Below are 16,861 nucleotides of genomic sequence, written 5' to 3' on the forward strand. Positions count from 1 at the left end.
AATCCGCCGTGAAGATCAGGCCTCGGCCTCGATCCCGGCCTCTTCCGCTTCGTCCGCCACATAGGCAATCCGCGCGCCTGCCTTCGACCCGGTCACGACGCCCAGGGATTTCAGCTTGCGGTGCAGCGCCGACCGCTCCATGCCGACAAAATTTGCCGTGCGTGAGATATTGCCGCCAAAGCGGTTGATCTGGGTCAAAAGGTATTCCCGCTCGAACGCCTCGCGGGCTTCGCGCAGAGGCATCATCGCAAGCGCGCCGGACACCACGATCCCCTGCTCGCCACCATCCTCGCCGCCACCGTCCTGCCCCGGCAGATCCGATGCCTGAATCGGCCCCGTGCCTTCGCCCAGGATCAGCACCCGTTCGATCATGTTCTTCAACTGCCGCACGTTCCCCGGCCATTGCATGGTCTGAAGCATCGCTTCGGCATCTTCGGCTAGATCACGCAGGGGAAGACCCTGATCACGGTTGAACGCCTGAAGAAAATAGCGCGCGAGCTCCGGTATATCCTCGCGCCGCTCGCCCAGAGGCGGCACGGCGATGGGCACCACGTTCAGCCGATGATACAGTTCCTCACGGAACCGGCCTTGCGCAATCTCGGCCTGCAAATCGCGATTGGTCGACGAAATGACCCTGAGATCGACCGACACCTTGTCCGTCCCGCCGACCCGCTGGAACCGCTGATCGACCAGAACGCGCAGGATCTTCGATTGCGTGCCCAGCGGCATGTCTGCCACCTCGTCGAAGTAGAGCACACCGCCGTTGGCCTCTTCCAGCAGGCCGGGCTCGACCCCGCGCTCGGTGCTTTCGCGACCGAACAGGACCTCTTCCATCCGGTCCGCTTCGATCGAGGCAGAGTTGACCACCACAAACGGCGCTGATGCGCGGTCTGAATTGGCATGCACATAGCGCGCGGCCATTTCCTTGCCCGCCCCGGCTGCGCCTGACAGAAGCACGCGGCCGTTTGATTTGGTCACCTTGTCCAGATGTGATTTCAAAGCCTTGAACGCCGCACTTGATCCGATCATTTCGGTCGGATGAGTGTCGCGGCGTTTCAGTTCGGTGTTTTCCCGGCGCAGACGGCTGGTTTCCATCGCGCGCGTGATCACCACCATCAACTGGTCGATGTTGAAGGGCTTTTCGATGAAATCATAGGCCCCCTGCTTGATGGCGGCGACGGCAATTTCGATATTGCCGTGACCCGAGATGATCACCACCGGCACCTCGGGATGTTCGCGCTTGACCATCTTCAAAATGTCGATCCCGTCCATGGCCGAGTCCTTCAGCCAGATGTCCAGGATCATCAAGGACGGCAATTCTTCTTTCACCGCGGCCACCGCTTCGTCCGAGGTGCCCGCCAATCGGGTCGTGAACCCCTCGTCTTCCAGAATATCCGAGATCAGTTCCCGAATGTCCCGTTCGTCATCGACAATCAGAATATCGCTCATATTGCCCCCGCTTTCTGCTGCTCGGTCTGCCCATGCTCGGCGGGCAGGAATATACGGGCCAACGCTCCGGAATGGGCGCTGTCCGTGTTGAAGGCGGGCGCATCCTCAAGGGTCAGGCGCCCACCATGCTCTTCAATAATCTTCTTTACGATCGGAAGCCCCAGCCCGGTGCCCTTGGCGCGCGTGGTGACATAGGGTTCAAACAGGCGCGCGCGGTCTTCCGGCAATCCGATGCCATTGTCGGCGATGGTGATTTCGATCCCGCCGGGAACGTTGGTCATATCCACCCGGATTTCCGGCGCGTGTCCTTCTGGTACACCTTTTTCCTGCAGGGTTTCAATGGCTTCCCCGGCATTCTTGATCAGGTTAGTCAACGCTTGCCCGATCATGGTGGCGTCGATTTCGACGTCAATCGGACCGTTCAGAAGGTTGGCCTTGATGCTCACACCCTCCTGCCCCGCCTGTTGCAGCACCACCGCGTCCCGCACCAGCGCGACGATATCCGCGGCGCGGCGTTCGGGTTCCGGCATGCGGGCAAATTTCGAAAACTCGTCGACAATGCGGCGCAGATCATTGGTCTGGCGCACGATCACATCGGTATATTGTTCCAGCGCCTCGACGTCGATGCCCTCCACTCGGCTGAACTTGCGCTTGATCCGTTCTGCCGACAGCTGGATCGGGGTCAGCGGGTTCTTGATTTCATGCGCGATCCGGCGGGCCACATCGCCCCAGGCGGCCATGCGCTGGGCCGAAACAAGTTCGGTCACATCATCAAAGGCCACCACATACCCTTCCAACCCGCCCTCGTCCGAGCGGCGCGTGGCGATGCGCACCAACAGGTTTTCCTGTTTGCCGCCGCGCGTCAGCCGCAACTCGGTCTGGGAGGTTTCACGGGTGCCGCTGGCAACTTCGTCCAGCAACGGCTGAAATTCGGGCACCACAAGTGCCAGTTCCTGTTCAATGCCGGTCTCATCACGCACGTCCAGCACGTCTTCTGCGGCGCGGTTCACGAAGGTCACCTGCCCGCGAGCGTTCAGCCCGATCACCCCCCCCGTCACGGACCCCAGCACACTGTCGAACAGGCGGCGGCGGCGTTCGATCTGTTCTGTATTCTCCAATAGCCGTTCGCGCTGCGCCTTCAGTTGCGTGGTCATCTGGTTGAAATAGCGCCCCAGCATGGCAATCTCGTCATTGCCCTCTTCCTCGATCACGCGCACATCCAGATCACCGGCGCCGACTCGCTGCGCGGCACCCGCCAGCCGTCCGACAGGGCGGGCCAGTCGCTCGGCAAAGGACATGCCCATCCAGATCGCGGCCAGGATCAGGATCACGGCAAAGCCCAGATAAATCAGCCCGAACTGGAACAGCCGCTGGCCACGCTGGCTTTCCAACTGGTTATAGACCAGCGCGGCCTCTTGCGTTTCATCCACAAGGTCAAGGATCGCGCCGTTGACGTCGCGGGTCAGCTGGATCAGGTGGTCCGAGAAATTGTCCAGCTTGATCAGCACGCGAAACTCGTTGTTCTGCCAATCCTCGATCACCACGGTTTCGCCCGCCAGCGCCCGGTCCAGCGCGGCCTGATCAGGTTTTTCATAGTCAAACAGATAAGAGCCACCGCCCCGCACCCGGATCTCGCCATTGGAATCGATCACATAGGCTTCCCGCAGCCCCCGCTGGATACGCGCCTGCCCCTGCGTCAGAAGCGCGCCCAGCTCGGCATCGGTCAGCAGAAGCTGCGACTGGCGCTGGCGTTCCAGGAACAGGGCAAGCGCCTCGCCATCCTGCACCAGCCCGTCGCGACTTTCCTGCTTATAGGCCTGAGCAGCCGACAGGGAATTGCCGACAACCGTGCGCACCCGGTCCGAGAACCAGCCCTCAAGCCCCATATTCAAGGTCAGCATGGCAAAGATGGCCACGAGGATGGTCGGGCTGAGCGCGAGGACCGCGAAAACCATGGTCAGGCGCAGATGCAAACGCGAGCCTGCGCTTTCCTGACGGCGCGCCACGATCATACGGCTCACACCGGCCAGAACCAGCCCGGCCACCATGATCACATAGATTGCATCCGCCAGAAGGATCAGCCGCAGCGTATTGCTGTCGGCGCGCTGCGCAAAGGGTCCAAGTGTCAGGAAGGTCACGATCGTCAGAACCGGCCCCAGCACGACCATGCCAAAGGCCCCCACGGACCTGAACCTGCGCCACCGGCGCATGGACAGATACTGGTCCAGCCTCGACTTCCGCACCGCGCGTCGCGCCACTGTGCTCGCCCCTACTCGTCATGGCCGCGTTGCCGCGGCGACCGCCTGTGTGGCCCGGGTCTTGTGCCCAATTGCCACGCTCTGTTGCCCTTTTACATCAATTTGCGGCGGCGTGTCACCTCGATTTCGAGCTCGGTGATCTTTTTACGCAAGGTATTGCGGTTGATTCCCAACAAATCGGCACATTTAGCTTGGTTGCCGCCGGTCGCATCCAGCGCGATTTCGATCAAAGGAAGCTCGATTTCGCGCAGAATCCGCTGATACAGCCCCGCCGGTGGCAGTGTTCCGCCATGCAAATCGAAATAACGTTGCAGATGGCGCGCGACCGAATCCGACAGCCGTTCATCTGACAGATCGGTTGCAACGAATTTGGTCGCCGCCATGCCGCCGAGCGCCAGATCCACCTCGGATTTCGAGATTTCGTCCTCGGCGCTGGTGACGACCAGCCTGTTCACCAAGTTTTCCAGCTCGCGCACATTGCCCGGCCAGGGGAAGGCCCGCAGGGTTTGCGCGGCGTCGCGTGAAAACCGGCGTTCGGGCAGACCATCGCGCGCGGCACGCGCGAGGAAATGATCGGACAACGCAGGAATATCCTCCATCCGTTCACGCAGGCTGGGCACCGGGATCACCACCCCGGCAAGGCGATAATAGAGATCCTCGCGAAAGGCTCCTTTCGCCGCCGCCCTGGCCAGATCACCTTGCGAAATGGCCAGAACGCGCGGCCCGGACGACCCCAACCCGTCCAGCAGCCGGGACAGGCGGGCTTGCGCATCGCCGTCAAGGTCGCCAACGCCATCAAACAGGATCGTGCCGCCCCGCGCGCGGCGCACCACGTCGCCAGCCCCGTCAGCGGGCGCCAGATCATCAGGCGTGGCGATGATGAACGGGGCGTCGCGCCGGTCCGAGAAATCGTGAAGCGCCTGCGCGATCAGCGACTTGCCGGTGCCGCTTTCCCCGGTGATCAGCACCGGCAGATCGACATTCAGAACCCGCGCCACCAGGCGATAGAGTTCCTGCATCGCCGGCGTGCGGCCCACTAAAGGCAGGTCGGTTGCGGCATCGGGCGGGCGCGTCGGCTCGTCATCGCGGCTGACACGCAGCCGCTTGCGTTCCAACGCCTGCGCCGTGCGTTTCATAAGGTCCGGCAGGTCGAACGGCTTGGGCAGATAATCGAACGCCTCGGCCTCGGCGGCCTGGATGGCGGTCATGATGGTGTTCTGTGCCGAAATCACGATCACTGGCAGGTTGGGGCGGATCTTGGCAATCCGCGGCAGGGCCTCAAGCCCGTTGCCGTCAGGCATCACCACGTCCGAGATTACCGCATCCCCGCGCCCGTCTTCCACCCAGCGCATCAGGGTCGCCATCGACCCGGTGGCATGCACCCGGCACCCGGCGCGGGTCAGCGCCTGGGTCAACACGGTGCGGATCGTGCGGTCATCATCCGCGACAAGAACGGTGCCATCCATGGTCAGGTTCCTTTTCGATTGGGCGCCGGGGCGATCGGCAGGGACAGGCGGAACGCGGTGCGTCCGGGACGGCTGTCGACCGAGATCAACGCGCCGTGATCGGTCAGGATCTTGGACACCAGCGCCAGCCCCAAGCCGGTGCCGTTCTCGCGCCCGGACACAAAGGGATCGAACACGTGATCGGCGATGTCGGCGGGCAGACCGGGGCCGTTGTCGATCACCTCGACCTGCAACGGCAGACTTGCATGGCCTCCGTCCGGCAAGCGCAGACGCAGGCCACCCTCATAGAATGTCCTGATCTCGATTTTCCCTTCCCCTTTGCAGGCTTGTGAGGCGTTCTTCAACATGTTCAGGAACACCTGTTGCATCTGGTCGCCATCGACCCAGACGTCAGGCAAAGACGGATCATAATTTTCCTCGATCATCATGCCGGGCGCAAATCCAACCTGCGCCGTGGCCCGTGCACGGTCCAGAATATCGTGGATGTTGACCGACGCACAGGCGGGCGGGCGCAGATCGCCGAAATGCTCGACCTGTTCCAGCAGCGCCACGACGCGTCGGCTTTCGGCCACGATCAGGTCGGTCAGTTCCCGGTCCTCGGGTGACAGTGACATCGATAGAAGCTGCGCCGCCCCGGTGATCCCGGCCAGAGGGTTCTTTATTTCATGGGCCAGCATCTCGGCCATGCCTATGGCTTGTCGTGTCGCCACCTGCGAGCCTTGCACCCAGCCCAGATGCTCGGCGCCGCTGCGCGGCTGAAGCAGAACCAGCACATGCCCGGTGTCGCCAGCAGATGTGGCAAGCGGCGAAAACTGAAGGTTGACCTCGCGCAGCTCTCCGCCCGGCAGGGTCAGTTTGGCACCGTCCACATAAAGCGGCCCGCCGGTGCCAGTGATCCGGTCAATCGCGTCGTCGACATTGATCGACAGCGCGATCTTTGCCCCAAGCCGTGAGCCCTGAAGGCTGCGTTCCGAGGTGTTCAGAAACATCTCGCCGGTTCCGTTGACCCTGAGAATGCGCGCATCCGCATCCAGTTCGATCGCGGGCACGGGCAAAGCCGACCAGAGATGTCCGTCCTGCCTCATGCCGCACACCGTTCGGTCAGCACCGCGTCGGGCAGCATGGCAAGCACCTCGGCTGTGTTCCGGCTGGACAGGACGCGCCGGCGCAACCCGGCCTCGGTGCCCGCCCAGTCCATATACCAGCCCAGATGCTTGCGTATGACCCGCGCGCCCAGGTCCGGCCCATAGAAATCAAGACTGGCGCGGTAATGGTCCGTCACCATGTTCGCCAGCGCCATTCCTTGCGGGATGATGGGGGCGGTCGTGCCCCAGATGTCATGGGCCACCTGTGCCAGCAGCCAAGGCTGCCCCCCGCTGCCGCGCCCGATCATCACGCCGTCCGCGCCGCTTTGTGCCAGTGCCTGCCGCGCGGTCGCTGTGTCCACGATGTCGCCATTGGCAATCACCGGGATCGAAACGGCCTGTTTCACCGGCCGGATCGCCGCCCAATTGGCGTGACCCTTGTAGAATTGACAGCGGGTGCGGCCATGAATGGTGATCATCCGGATGCCCGCAGCCTCGGCCATCTGCGCCAGCGTGGCGGCATTCAGGCTGTTATCATCCCAACCAAGGCGGGTCTTGAGTGTGACGGGCACCGACACCGCGCCCACAATCGCCTTGATCAGCAGAAGCGCGTGATCCAGATCGCGCATCAGGGCTGATCCCGACAGCCCCCCCACCACTTTGCGCGCGGGGCAACCCATGTTGATGTCGATGACCTTCGCGCCGTTCTGTTCGACCATGCGCGCGGCCTCTCCGGCCCAATACACATCACGCGCGGCCAGTTGGACTGCGGTGTTGGCGTGCCCAAACCCCAGCTCCGCCCGTTCGCGCACACCGGGTTTGGCCTGCACCATTTCCTGGCTGGCCACCATTTCCGACACCACCAACCCTGCGCCGAAACCAGAGACGAGGGTGCGAAACGGAAGATCGGTAATGCCAGCCATCGGGGCCAGCAAAACCGGAGGATCAATGGTGATATCCCTGACGCGGATCGTCATGCCTAATCCTTGTGCAACAACCGTGACGTTGAAAGACGCCTTGCGAAATAGCAATTTCTGTCCCGGTGCGCGAGGACTAGATTCACTTTCTGCCTATTTTTTATGCAGTTTTTCCGGCCGAAATGGCCCCATTGTCCTTCATTTCGGCACAGCCTAAACAAGAGCCATGGATATTGCAGCCCTTATCGTCGCCGCCGGGCGCGGCACCCGTGCAGGCGCGGGCCTTCCCAAACAGTGGCGACAGGTCGCAGGCGCGACCGTGGCGGCCCGCAGCGTGGCCGCGTTTCGCAACCATCCGCGCATCACCCGGTGCCTTTTGGTGATCCATCCCGATGACAGGGCGCAGGCCAAAGCGATCGACGGGGTCGAACTGGTTCATGGCGGCGCCACCCGTGACGCCAGCGTGCGCGCGGGGCTTGAGGCGCTGGCGGCTGATGCGCCCGATCTGGTGCTGATCCATGATGTGGCGCGCCCCATGGTCAGCGCCGGGGTGATCGACGGGGTGATCGAGGCGTTGGTAACAGCGCAAGGTGCCGCCCCTGCCCTGCCCGTCACCGATGCACTTTGGCGTGGCGCGGACGGCATCGTGACCGGCACAGTGGCACGCGATGGGCTCTATCGCGCCCAGACGCCGCAGGGCTTTCACTTCGCCCCGATCCTGGCGGCCCATCGCGCCCATACAGGCGGCGCGGCGGATGATGTCGAGGTCGCGCGCAACGCCGGGCTGGACGTAACCATCACGATGGGCGATGAGGGGAACCTGAAGATCACCACGGCGGGCGATTTTTCCCGCGCGGAGCGGATGATCCGCCAACGGGCAAATGAACAGGCAAAGGAGCAGACCATGGATATCCGCATCGGCAACGGGTTCGACGTGCACGCGTTCGAGGACGGCGACCATATCATCCTGTGCGGGGTGCGTCTTGCACATGACCGTAAGCTCAAGGGCCATTCGGATGCGGATGTGGGCATGCACGCGCTGACCGATGCGATTTATGGCGCATTGGCCGAGGGTGACATCGGCCAGCATTTCCCGCCCTCTGATCCGAAATGGAAGGGCGCAGACAGCCATATTTTCCTGCGCCATGCGGTCGATCTGGCCGCATCGCGCGGCTATCGCCTGTCCAATGCCGATGTGACGCTGATTTGTGAGCAGCCGAAAATCGGGCCCCATGCGGACGCAATGCGCGCCGAACTGGCCCGGATCATGGGGATCGGGGTGGACCGGGTGTCGGTCAAAGCCACCACGTCCGAACGCCTTGGATTTACCGGGCGTTCCGAGGGCATCGCGTCCTTGGCGTCGGCCACCCTGATCAAGGACTGATCCGATGCAGAAATCCACCGCCAAGGTGATCGCCACCTTCTTCTATGCCGGATTGCTGAAGCCCGCCCCCGGCACATGGGGCACGCTGGCCGCCCTGCCCGCCGCGTGGCTTCTGCACCTGATCGGCGGTCCGGTTCTGCTGACCGGCGCCACGATCGTGGCCTATTACCTTGGCCTGAAAGCCACGGAGGCCTACACCGCCGGGTCGGACAATCACGACCCCGGCGAGGTGGTGATAGACGAGGTGGTCGGCATGTGGATCACCCTGTTTCCGGTGTCTTTCGGAGCGAAACTGATGGGGGCGGATATTCTAGCACTCTATCCCGGCTGGATTGTCGGCTTCTTTGCCTTTCGTTTCTTCGACATCACCAAGCTGGGGCCGATTGGCACGGCCGACCGGCGCGGGGATGCCACGGGGGTCATGATGGATGACGTTTATGCCGGAGTGGCCGCCGCCATCACCGTGACCCTCGCCGCCTATGGCGCCCATGCGGTCTTGATGTCTCCATGACTGATCAACGCGCTGTTGTCGAACTGCTTGACCTGTGCCGCACCAAGGGGCTGCGCGTCGCCACCGCGGAAAGCTGCACCGGCGGCATGGTCGGCGCGTGGCTGACCGAGGTCGCGGGCAGCTCGGATGTGTTTGATCGCGGCTTCATCACCTATTCCAACGCGGCCAAACAGGACATGCTGGGCGTCAGCCAGGCATTGCTGGTCAGCCATGGCGCGGTGTCCGAACCGGTGGCACATCAGATGGCGAAAGGCGCACTTGCCGCCTCGGCCGCCCAGATTGCGGTGTCCATCACCGGCATTGCCGGGCCGGGCGGGTCCGAGCACAAGCCGGAGGGACGTGTGTGCTTTGGCCTTGCGACGCGCAGCGGCTGCACCACCGAAACCGTGGAGTTCGGCGCAATTGGCCGTGACCGGGTGCGCCGGGCGGCCGCCGCACATGCGGTATCATTATTGCTGACCGCCGCCCGACAGGCAGATGCGCGCTGATCTGCACCGCGATCCAACCCTGAACATCACCCACTGGCGCCTCGAAGGCCCGGCCCGCGCCCTGCCCGTCAAGCCGCCCGCAACAACGCACACAGTGTCGGCAGATCGGGCAACGCGCCCACCGCGTCGATCAGCTCTGCAGCCTTTGCCCCCAGCAAGGCGCGGCTTTTCGCTTCGAGCTTGTCGCGACGCGAACCGGTGGGCATGGCTCGGTTCAAATTGTGCTCGGACGTGTGGACCGCGCCGGATTGCATCGTCACCTCGATCCGCGCCGCCGTTTCGGCGATGTTGTCATCCGCCACCACATGCACCCGTGACGCAAGCGCCGTCAGATAGCTGTCCCGCGCAATGGCGTCGGTGAAACTGTCCAGCGCCGAGGTATCAAGCCCCGACAAGGCCATCGCGGCACAATGCGCATAGGAAAACTTGACCTCAAGCCCGGTGCGGGGATGGGGGATGTTGCACACGCTCATCCAGCGCGGGTGGGTCCAAAGCTGCATCTCGGCCATGTCGGGCGCGGCGATGTCGATCTTGGCCAGCGCCTCCAGCATCGCGTGCGTGCCGTGACAGCAGGCATGAAATTTGTGACTGATCGTCAGTATATCCCAGTCCCGGCCCAGCCCTTCGATGGCCGATGCATCCCCCTGCGCCGCATGGGTGGGGCCAAAGCCCTGCGCGCCTTCGATCCCGTCAAGGGTCGAGACAAAGCCCGCCTTGGCGGCGCGTGCGACCTCGACCCCGGTCTGGGCGGCCAGCCCCGCGTGATAAGGTTTGCCCATCGTGCCGAACTGGCTTTTCAGACCCGCCGCCCGGGTGGCGCACAGACCCAGCGCATGGGCCATCTGATCGGCACTGAGCGCCAACAGACGCCCCGCCGCCAGTGTGGCCCCAAACGCCCCGGCGGTTGCGGTCTGGTGAAACCCGGTCTGATAATGGCTGCGTCCCAGCCAGCGCCCCATGCGAATCGACCCTTCGACGCCGATCAGGGCCGCGTCCAGCATATCCGCGCCCGGCGCCTCGATCCATTCGGCAATAGCCAGCGCGGCCGGCACCACGGCCACGGACGGATGCCCGATATGGGCGAAATGCGTGTCGTCATAGTCCAGCGCATGGGACGTTGTGCCATTGACCATCGCCGCCGCCCGCACCGGCAGCTTCCGCGCGAGCCCCGCCACACTGGCCTGTGCCCCGCCCCCGTCGTCAACCGCCATGTCGCGCATGATCCGCGCCACGGGTTCGCCAGTGCCGGCCATCGTGACCGAGGCCCAATCCATCAGCGACAGGGCCATCATCTCGCGCGCGGCGTGCCCCGCATCGCCCCGCACCGGCCCGATGCCGAAGCGCGAAAGTTCCTTAATGACCACGCCCATCCGACGCCCCTTTCCTGTCCGTCCCTTGAAAGCATACGCGTTGCGCTACATAACACTAACAGGAAAAACGAAAGGCAATCAGGAACATCATGGATACCGGATTTTGGATCAGCAGCGCCGCGATTGCGGCTCTTCTTGTTTTGTCTGCCTTTTTTTCGGGATCTGAGACGGCGCTGACCGCAGCCTCGCGCGGCAAGCTCAGGTCGCGCGCCGACCGAGGAGATCGGGGGTCCGAACGCGCCCTGTCGATCACCGAGGATAACGAGCGGCTGATCGGTTCTGTGTTGCTGGGCAACAACCTGGTGAACATCCTCGCCGCCTCGCTGGCCACCGCGCTGTTCACACGGCTTTTCGGCGACAGCGGCGTGGCGCTGGCCACCCTGGTGATGACCCTGCTGGTGCTGATCTTCGCCGAGGTGCTGCCCAAAACCTACGCCATCACCCGGCCCGAGGACGCGGCGGCCAAGGCCTCTGGCCCGATTTCCATCGTGATTCTGGTGTTTGCGCCGATCGTCGCGGCGGTGCGCGTGATCACCCGCGGATTGCTCAGCCTGTTTGGCGTAAAGACCGACCCGGACAGTCATATCCTGGCGGTGCGCGAGGAAATCATGGGCGCCATCGCACTGGGCCATTCCGAGGGCGCGGTTGAAAAAGAAGACCGTGACCGCCTGCTGGGCGCGCTGGACCTGGGGGATCGCGCGGTCGAGGAAATCATGCTGCACCGCAGCCAGATCGAGATGATCGACGCCTCAGCCCCCGCCATCGAGGTGTTGGAGCAGATCCTGGCCTCGCCCCATACCCGCCTGCCGGTCTATCGTGACGAGCCGGAAAACATCATCGGCGTCATTCACGCCAAGGATCTGAGCCGCGCCATGTATATGGCGCAGGCCGAAGGCAAACCGATCGAGGAATTCGACGTTCTGCAAGTGGCGATGAAGCCATACTTCATCCCGGAAACCACCACGCTGGACGACCAGATGCGCCAGTTCCTGCGCCGCCACACGCATTTCGCGCTGGTGGTGGACGAATACGGGTCGCTTGAAGGTCTGATCACACTCGAAGACATTCTGGAAGAGATCGTGGGCGAGATCACCGATGAGTTCGACAACCAGACCGAGTTGGAGATCGAACGCGCGCCCGACGGCAATTTTCTGGTCGACGGGGCCGTGACGATCCGCGACATCAACCGCGCCAATGACTGGAACCTGCCCGATGACGAGGCGAACACAATCGCCGGTCTGGTCATTCACGAAGCCCAGATGATTCCCAATGAGGGACAGGTGTTTTCCTTCCACGGCTTCCGGTTCGAGGTGATGAAACGCGACGGCAACCGGGTCGCGATGCTGAAAATTCGCCCGTTGTGATCCCCGTCTGACCCCGGCCTCAACGCGTTGGACTGCGCGCCATTGTCGCTGGAATAACGCTTGCACCTGACCGGCTTTTGGCCGTTAGCTGGGTCAACACGAACCGGTATCGGAGTATTGCATGATGTCCTTCTTCAAAGCGACAGCCACGATTTGCGCGGTGCTGGCCGCCGCCCCGTCCGCCATGGCCCAAAGCGACAGCCAGGACCCCCTGTTCCAGCAACTGGCCGGAAAATCCTTTGTCGGCAAAACCGGGTTGGCGATCAAGCTGGAACCTGACGGCACGATTTCGGGCGGCAATGACGCGTTGCAGTTTGCTGGCACATGGACTGTCGAGGACGGCAAATACTGCCGCACCCTGACCGAACCAACCCCCGAGCCGATGCGCTCGTCCGGCTGCCTGGAGGTGATGATCGACGGCGATCAGGCCACCCTGACCAGCGAAGACGGCACAATCCGGACCTATACGTTGAAATAGGTCGGGCGCGGCGACCCTAGCGCCCCTTGAACAGCGACCCGAAGATGCCGCGCACGATGCGTTTGCCGGTGGTGCCCTTCAACTCCTTGACCACCACATTCAGAACCGCATCCCCGAACCCTTCATCCGACGATTTGCGCGACCGTCGGCGTGACGGGGGGGCGTCGTTTTCGCTGCCCGTATACCTGCGCCCGGCGTTGAATTCGCGCAGGGTCAGGGTTTCCTCGGTTTCGCGGCGCTCAGCCTGTTCCGCGGCTTTGGCGGCGTCGGCGGCGCGCTTTGTCAGCACCTCATAGGCGCTTTCGCGGTCTTTCAGTGTCTCGTATTTCCCAGCAATCGGCGAGCTGTCGATCAGCGCCTTGCGCTCGCCCGGATCGATTGGTCCCAGCTGTGAACTGGGAGGACGGATCAGGGTGCGTTCCACGACGCCCGGCGCGCCCTTGGCTTCCAGAAACGAGGTGACGGCCTCGCCCACGCCGACCTCGCGGATCGCGTCTTCGGTGGAAAAGCGCGGGTTGTCGCGATAGGTTTCCGCCGCCTGCCGCAGTTCCTTGCGGTCCTTGGCGGTAAAGGCGCGCAGCGCGTGCTGCACCCGGTTGCCCAACTGGCCCAGAATATCCTCGGGCACATCCGCCGGGTTCTGGGTGATGAAATAGACTCCCACCCCCTTGGACCGGATCAGTCGTGCCACCTGTTCGACCTTGTCGACCAACGCCTTGGGGGCGTCGTCGAACAGCAAATGCGCCTCGTCAAAGAAGAACACCAGTTTGGGTTTGTCGGGATCGCCCACCTCGGGCAGGTCCTCGAACAATTCGGACAACAGCCACAGAAGGAACGTCGCATAGAGACGCGGCGCGCCCATCAGCTTGTCCGCCGCCAGGATCGAGATGCGCCCGCGCCCGTCGATATCGGTGCGGATGATGTCGGCCAGATCCAGCGCCGGTTCCCCAAACAGCTTGTGACCACCCTGATTTTCCAGCACCAAAAGCGCGCGCTGGATCGCCCCCACGGAACTGGTCGAGACATTGCCATAGCGCAGCGACAGGTCTTTCGCGTTCTCACCGACCCAGACCAGCAAAGCTTGCAAGTCCTTCAGGTCCAGAAGCGGCAGACCCTGTTCGTCCGACACCCGGAACGCGATGTTCAGAACACCTTCCTGCGCCTCGGTCAGTTCCAGCAGACGCGCCAGCAGAAGCGGCCCCATTTCGGTCACGGTGGTGCGGACTGGATGGCCCTGTTCGCCGAAAAGATCCCAGAAGGTGACCGGAAAGGCATCGTAACTGTAATCGTCAAAGCCGATCTTTTGGGCGCGGCTGGTAAAGGCCTCGTGCAGCTTGAAGCTGGCCGATCCGGCCTTGGCCAACCCGGACAGATCGCCTTTCACATCCGACAAAAACACCGGCACGCCCTGGGCGGAAAAGCTCTCGGCCAGGATTTGCAGGGTGACGGTTTTCCCGGTGCCCGTGGCGCCAGCGACCAACCCGTGCCGGTTGGCGTATTTCAGCAAAAGCCCCTGCTTGGTGGCGTAATCCTCTCCGCCACCGCCCACAAAAATCGCACCGTCCATTCACACTCTCCCCAAGGGCTACAATCACCTGTCAGAACAATACAAAATTAACCCTTCTGCGCCAGAGTGGATTCATCCCGGCAGATGTTGACTGTCGGGGTTGACATCCTCCCTGTCAGACTGGCCTCGCCTTTGGGCGGGGCATTTTTCTTAACAAGGTGAAGTAATTACGTGTCACAGCATAAAAATCTTCCGCGACGTCAAAAACCGACATTTCACCCCAAAAACACGTCGCAAAAATCCTTGACCCCTGCGACCAAGTGACATAGCGTCTGCCCCATAAGCCGGTCAGTCCGGCAGGGAGAGAACAACAGAAAAGGGTCCGCCTGTCGGGCCCTTTTCTTTTTCAGGCCGGCAGACAGCGGCAGAGATTCATAAAAAGCCTGTGACGTATCGTTCGAAATCGTGAGCGGATTCGGCGATCCTTTGCCCAAATCGGGGGAAGAGCGTGGGTCTGCCTGTTCTGATCGAGGTTTTGCACCTGACACCCGATTTTGGTCGTGTTATCCACGCATCCAATGAGACCCGAAATATTTACAAGGATCCGATATGAAGGCTGAGCTGATGAAAACGCTGCCCCTGGCAGCCCTTTTGGCGCTGGCAACCCCGGCATTTGCACAAGACACAACCGAAACCCCCGCCGAGGACGCCCCGGCTGCGGAAGCGACAGAGGCTGCTCCCGAGGCCGCACCCGAAGCCGCACCCGAAGCCACTGGGGACCAACCGCAGGTCGATCTGGGCGAGCCGGTGGACGGTGAACGCAAGCCCGGCCAGACCTATATCGAGAAGGTCGTTGGCGATTGGGAACGTAAATGCATCACCCTGCCTGAAGGCAAGGGCGACGACCCCTGTCAGATGTATCAGCTTCTGAAAGACGATAAGGGCAATGCAGTGGCCGAAATCTCGCTTGGGCGGCTTCCCGATGGGGGTCAGGCCGTGGCAGGGGCCACTGTGGTCGTGCCGCTGGAAACCCTGTTGACCCAGCAACTGACCGTTGCGGTCGATGGCGGGCAAGGCAAACGCTATCCGTTCCGGTTCTGCGCTCAACCCGGTTGCGTGGCGAATATCGGCTTCACCCAGGCCGAGGTGGACGGGTTCAAACGCGGCGCTGCCGCCACCGTGACCATCGTTCCGGCAGCGGCCCCTGATCAGAAGGTCAACCTGACCATGTCGTTGAAGGGGTTTACCGATGCCTATAACGAGCTGGTCGTGCCGGTTCCCGCGCAGCAGTAGACCGCGCGTTCAGATACAGACAACGCCGCCCTCAACCGGGCGGCGTTTTTATTGGCATTTGCCTTGGTCGATCAGGCCGCGCGTAGGGCCAGCACTGCGTTCAATCCACCAAAAGCGAAGGCGTTTGACAGCGCCGCCTCGACCTTCACGTCGCGCGCTACGTTGGGCACCACGTCCAGCGCGCATTCCGGGTCGGGTTCCTCGTAACCGATCGTGGGGGCGATCACGCCGTCCCGCAGCGCCATGATACAGGCCAGAAGCTCGACCGCGCCGGTGCCGCCGATCAGATGCCCGTGCATCGACTTGGTGGACGAAATCATCAGGTCATCGGCGTGATGTCCGAACGCGTCCGCCACCGCCGCGCATTCGGTCTTGTCATTCGCCGTCGTGCCGGTGCCATGCGCGTTGACATAGCCCACATCCTCGGGGTTCAGGCCCGCGTCCCGCATCGCGCCCACAATCGCCCGCGATGCGCCTTGCTTTGAGGGCATGACGATATCTGCCGCGTCCGATGTCATTGAAAACCCGACAACTTCCGCCAATATCTCGGCCCCGCGGGCGCGGGCGTGGTCATAGTCTTCGAACACGAACACCGCCGCGCCTTCGCCCTGCACCATGCCGTTTCGGTTGGCCGAGAACGGGCGGCAGCCGTCCTTGGACATGACCCGCAGCCCTTCCCAGGCCTTGATCCCGCCAAAGCACAGCATCGCCTCGGACCCGCCGGTGATCATCACATCGGCCATCCCGCCCCGGATCATCTGCATCGCCTGCCCCATCGCGTGGTTCGAGCTGGCACAAGCGGTGGCTACGGTGAAGCTTGGCCCCTTCAGGTTCCATTCCATCGACACATGGCTGGCGGCGGCGTTGTTCATCAGCTTGGGCACCACGAAGGGATGCACCCGGTTCTTGCCGTCCTCGTAAACGGTGCGATAGTTCTCATCCAGCGTGTTCATCCCGCCACCCGAGGTGCCCAGAACCACGCCTGAACGGGTCGCCAGTTCGCCCGAGAAGCTCAGCCCCGATTGTCCGATCGCCTCGCGGGCGGCCAACAGCGTGAACTGCGTGAACCGATCATACAGCGCGATCTGCTGGCGGTTGAAACTGGCTTCCGGTTCATAGCCCTTGATCTGCGCACCGATGCGGATCGACAACCGTTCCACGTCCTGAAACTCCAGATCGCTGATGCCACAGCGCCCGTCCCGCATCGCCGCAAGCGTTTCGGGAACATTGCGGCCCAATGCGTTGATGGTGCCTTGCCCGGTGATCACGACCCGGCGCATGTGACCGCTCA

The 16,861-nt window shown here is 62.8% G+C and carries 14 protein-coding genes; 6 read left to right on the forward strand and 8 right to left on the reverse strand.

Translation table 11 applies throughout. The annotated features are described in order from the left end of the window. Positions 1-15: 15 nt before the first annotated feature. The 5 genes from ntrX to dusB form a co-directional block, all read right to left on the reverse strand. Positions 16-1,449 (reverse strand): nitrogen assimilation response regulator NtrX, encoded by a 1,434-nt coding sequence (ntrX, locus tag IE188_RS00325; RefSeq protein WP_191284493.1) that lies wholly within the window; start codon positions 1,447-1,449, stop codon positions 16-18. Beyond that, positions 1,446-3,659: a sensor histidine kinase NtrY-like gene (locus IE188_RS00330; RefSeq protein WP_191285269.1), complete on the reverse strand. Its 2,214-nt coding sequence runs from the start codon at positions 3,657-3,659 to the stop codon at positions 1,446-1,448. The genes ntrX and IE188_RS00330 overlap by 4 nt, the downstream gene beginning before the upstream one ends. A gap of 140 nt (positions 3,660-3,799) precedes the next feature. Continuing rightward, entirely contained in the window at positions 3,800-5,173 is a 1,374-nt protein-coding gene (locus tag IE188_RS00335; RefSeq protein ID WP_191284494.1) for a response regulator, read from the reverse strand. 2 nt (positions 5,174-5,175) lie between these two features. After that, positions 5,176-6,258 carry a two-component system sensor histidine kinase NtrB gene (locus tag IE188_RS00340; RefSeq protein ID WP_191284495.1) on the reverse strand — a complete coding sequence of 361 codons (1,083 nt, stop codon included), beginning with the start codon at positions 6,256-6,258 and terminating at the stop codon, positions 5,176-5,178. Next, entirely contained in the window at positions 6,255-7,235 is a 981-nt protein-coding gene (dusB, locus tag IE188_RS00345) for a tRNA dihydrouridine synthase DusB (RefSeq protein ID WP_191284496.1), read from the reverse strand. The genes IE188_RS00340 and dusB overlap by 4 nt, the downstream gene beginning before the upstream one ends. 166 nt (positions 7,236-7,401) lie before the next feature. On the opposite strand from dusB, the gene IE188_RS00350 reads away from it, so the two are divergent. Genes IE188_RS00350 through IE188_RS00360 form a run of 3 tightly spaced genes read left to right on the forward strand, consistent with a single transcriptional unit; the run spans position 7,402 to position 9,558 of the window. Beyond that, positions 7,402-8,559, forward strand: a complete 1,158-nt coding sequence (locus tag IE188_RS00350) for a bifunctional 2-C-methyl-D-erythritol 4-phosphate cytidylyltransferase/2-C-methyl-D-erythritol 2,4-cyclodiphosphate synthase (RefSeq protein ID WP_191284497.1) — start codon at positions 7,402-7,404, stop codon at positions 8,557-8,559. Between the two features lie 4 nt (positions 8,560-8,563). Continuing rightward, the gene (locus IE188_RS00355; protein ID WP_191284498.1) at positions 8,564-9,070 is read left to right on the forward strand and encodes a phosphatidylglycerophosphatase A family protein; all 507 of its coding nucleotides are present in this window, start codon (positions 8,564-8,566) and stop codon (positions 9,068-9,070) included. Beyond that, positions 9,067-9,558, forward strand: coding sequence for a CinA family protein (locus tag IE188_RS00360; protein WP_191284499.1), 492 nt, complete (start codon positions 9,067-9,069; stop codon positions 9,556-9,558). The genes IE188_RS00355 and IE188_RS00360 overlap by 4 nt, the downstream gene beginning before the upstream one ends. Positions 9,559-9,626: 68 nt before the next feature. Here the strand turns inward: IE188_RS00360 and IE188_RS00365 are convergent, their stop codons facing one another. Beyond that, positions 9,627-10,928 carry an MmgE/PrpD family protein gene (locus IE188_RS00365; RefSeq protein WP_191284500.1) on the reverse strand — a complete coding sequence of 434 codons (1,302 nt, stop codon included), beginning with the start codon at positions 10,926-10,928 and terminating at the stop codon, positions 9,627-9,629. A gap of 89 nt (positions 10,929-11,017) precedes the next feature. Between IE188_RS00365 and IE188_RS00370 the strand changes: the two genes are divergently transcribed. After that, a complete protein-coding gene (locus IE188_RS00370; RefSeq protein ID WP_191284501.1) occupies positions 11,018-12,292 on the forward strand; it encodes an HlyC/CorC family transporter in 1,275 nt (424 codons plus the stop codon). Between the two features lie 121 nt (positions 12,293-12,413). Next, positions 12,414-12,770 carry a hypothetical protein gene (locus IE188_RS00375; protein WP_191284502.1) on the forward strand — a complete coding sequence of 119 codons (357 nt, stop codon included), beginning with the start codon at positions 12,414-12,416 and terminating at the stop codon, positions 12,768-12,770. A 16-nt stretch (positions 12,771-12,786) separates the two neighbouring features. Here IE188_RS00375 and IE188_RS00380 read toward each other — a convergent pair whose 3' ends face one another. Beyond that, the gene (locus IE188_RS00380; RefSeq protein ID WP_191284503.1) at positions 12,787-14,337 is read right to left on the reverse strand and encodes a helicase HerA-like domain-containing protein; all 1,551 of its coding nucleotides are present in this window, start codon (positions 14,335-14,337) and stop codon (positions 12,787-12,789) included. A gap of 549 nt (positions 14,338-14,886) precedes the next feature. Between IE188_RS00380 and IE188_RS00385 the strand changes: the two genes are divergently transcribed. Continuing rightward, the gene (locus IE188_RS00385) at positions 14,887-15,570 is read left to right on the forward strand and encodes an invasion associated locus B family protein (protein ID WP_191284504.1); all 684 of its coding nucleotides are present in this window, start codon (positions 14,887-14,889) and stop codon (positions 15,568-15,570) included. Positions 15,571-15,641: 71 nt separating this feature from the next. Here IE188_RS00385 and IE188_RS00390 read toward each other — a convergent pair whose 3' ends face one another. After that, positions 15,642-16,850: a beta-ketoacyl-[acyl-carrier-protein] synthase family protein gene (locus IE188_RS00390; protein ID WP_191285270.1), complete on the reverse strand. Its 1,209-nt coding sequence runs from the start codon at positions 16,848-16,850 to the stop codon at positions 15,642-15,644. Positions 16,851-16,861: the final 11 nt, after the last annotated feature.

Source organism: Aliiroseovarius zhejiangensis (genome assembly GCF_014656375.1).
Taxonomy (GTDB): Bacteria; Pseudomonadota; Alphaproteobacteria; order Rhodobacterales; family Rhodobacteraceae; genus Aliiroseovarius; species Aliiroseovarius zhejiangensis.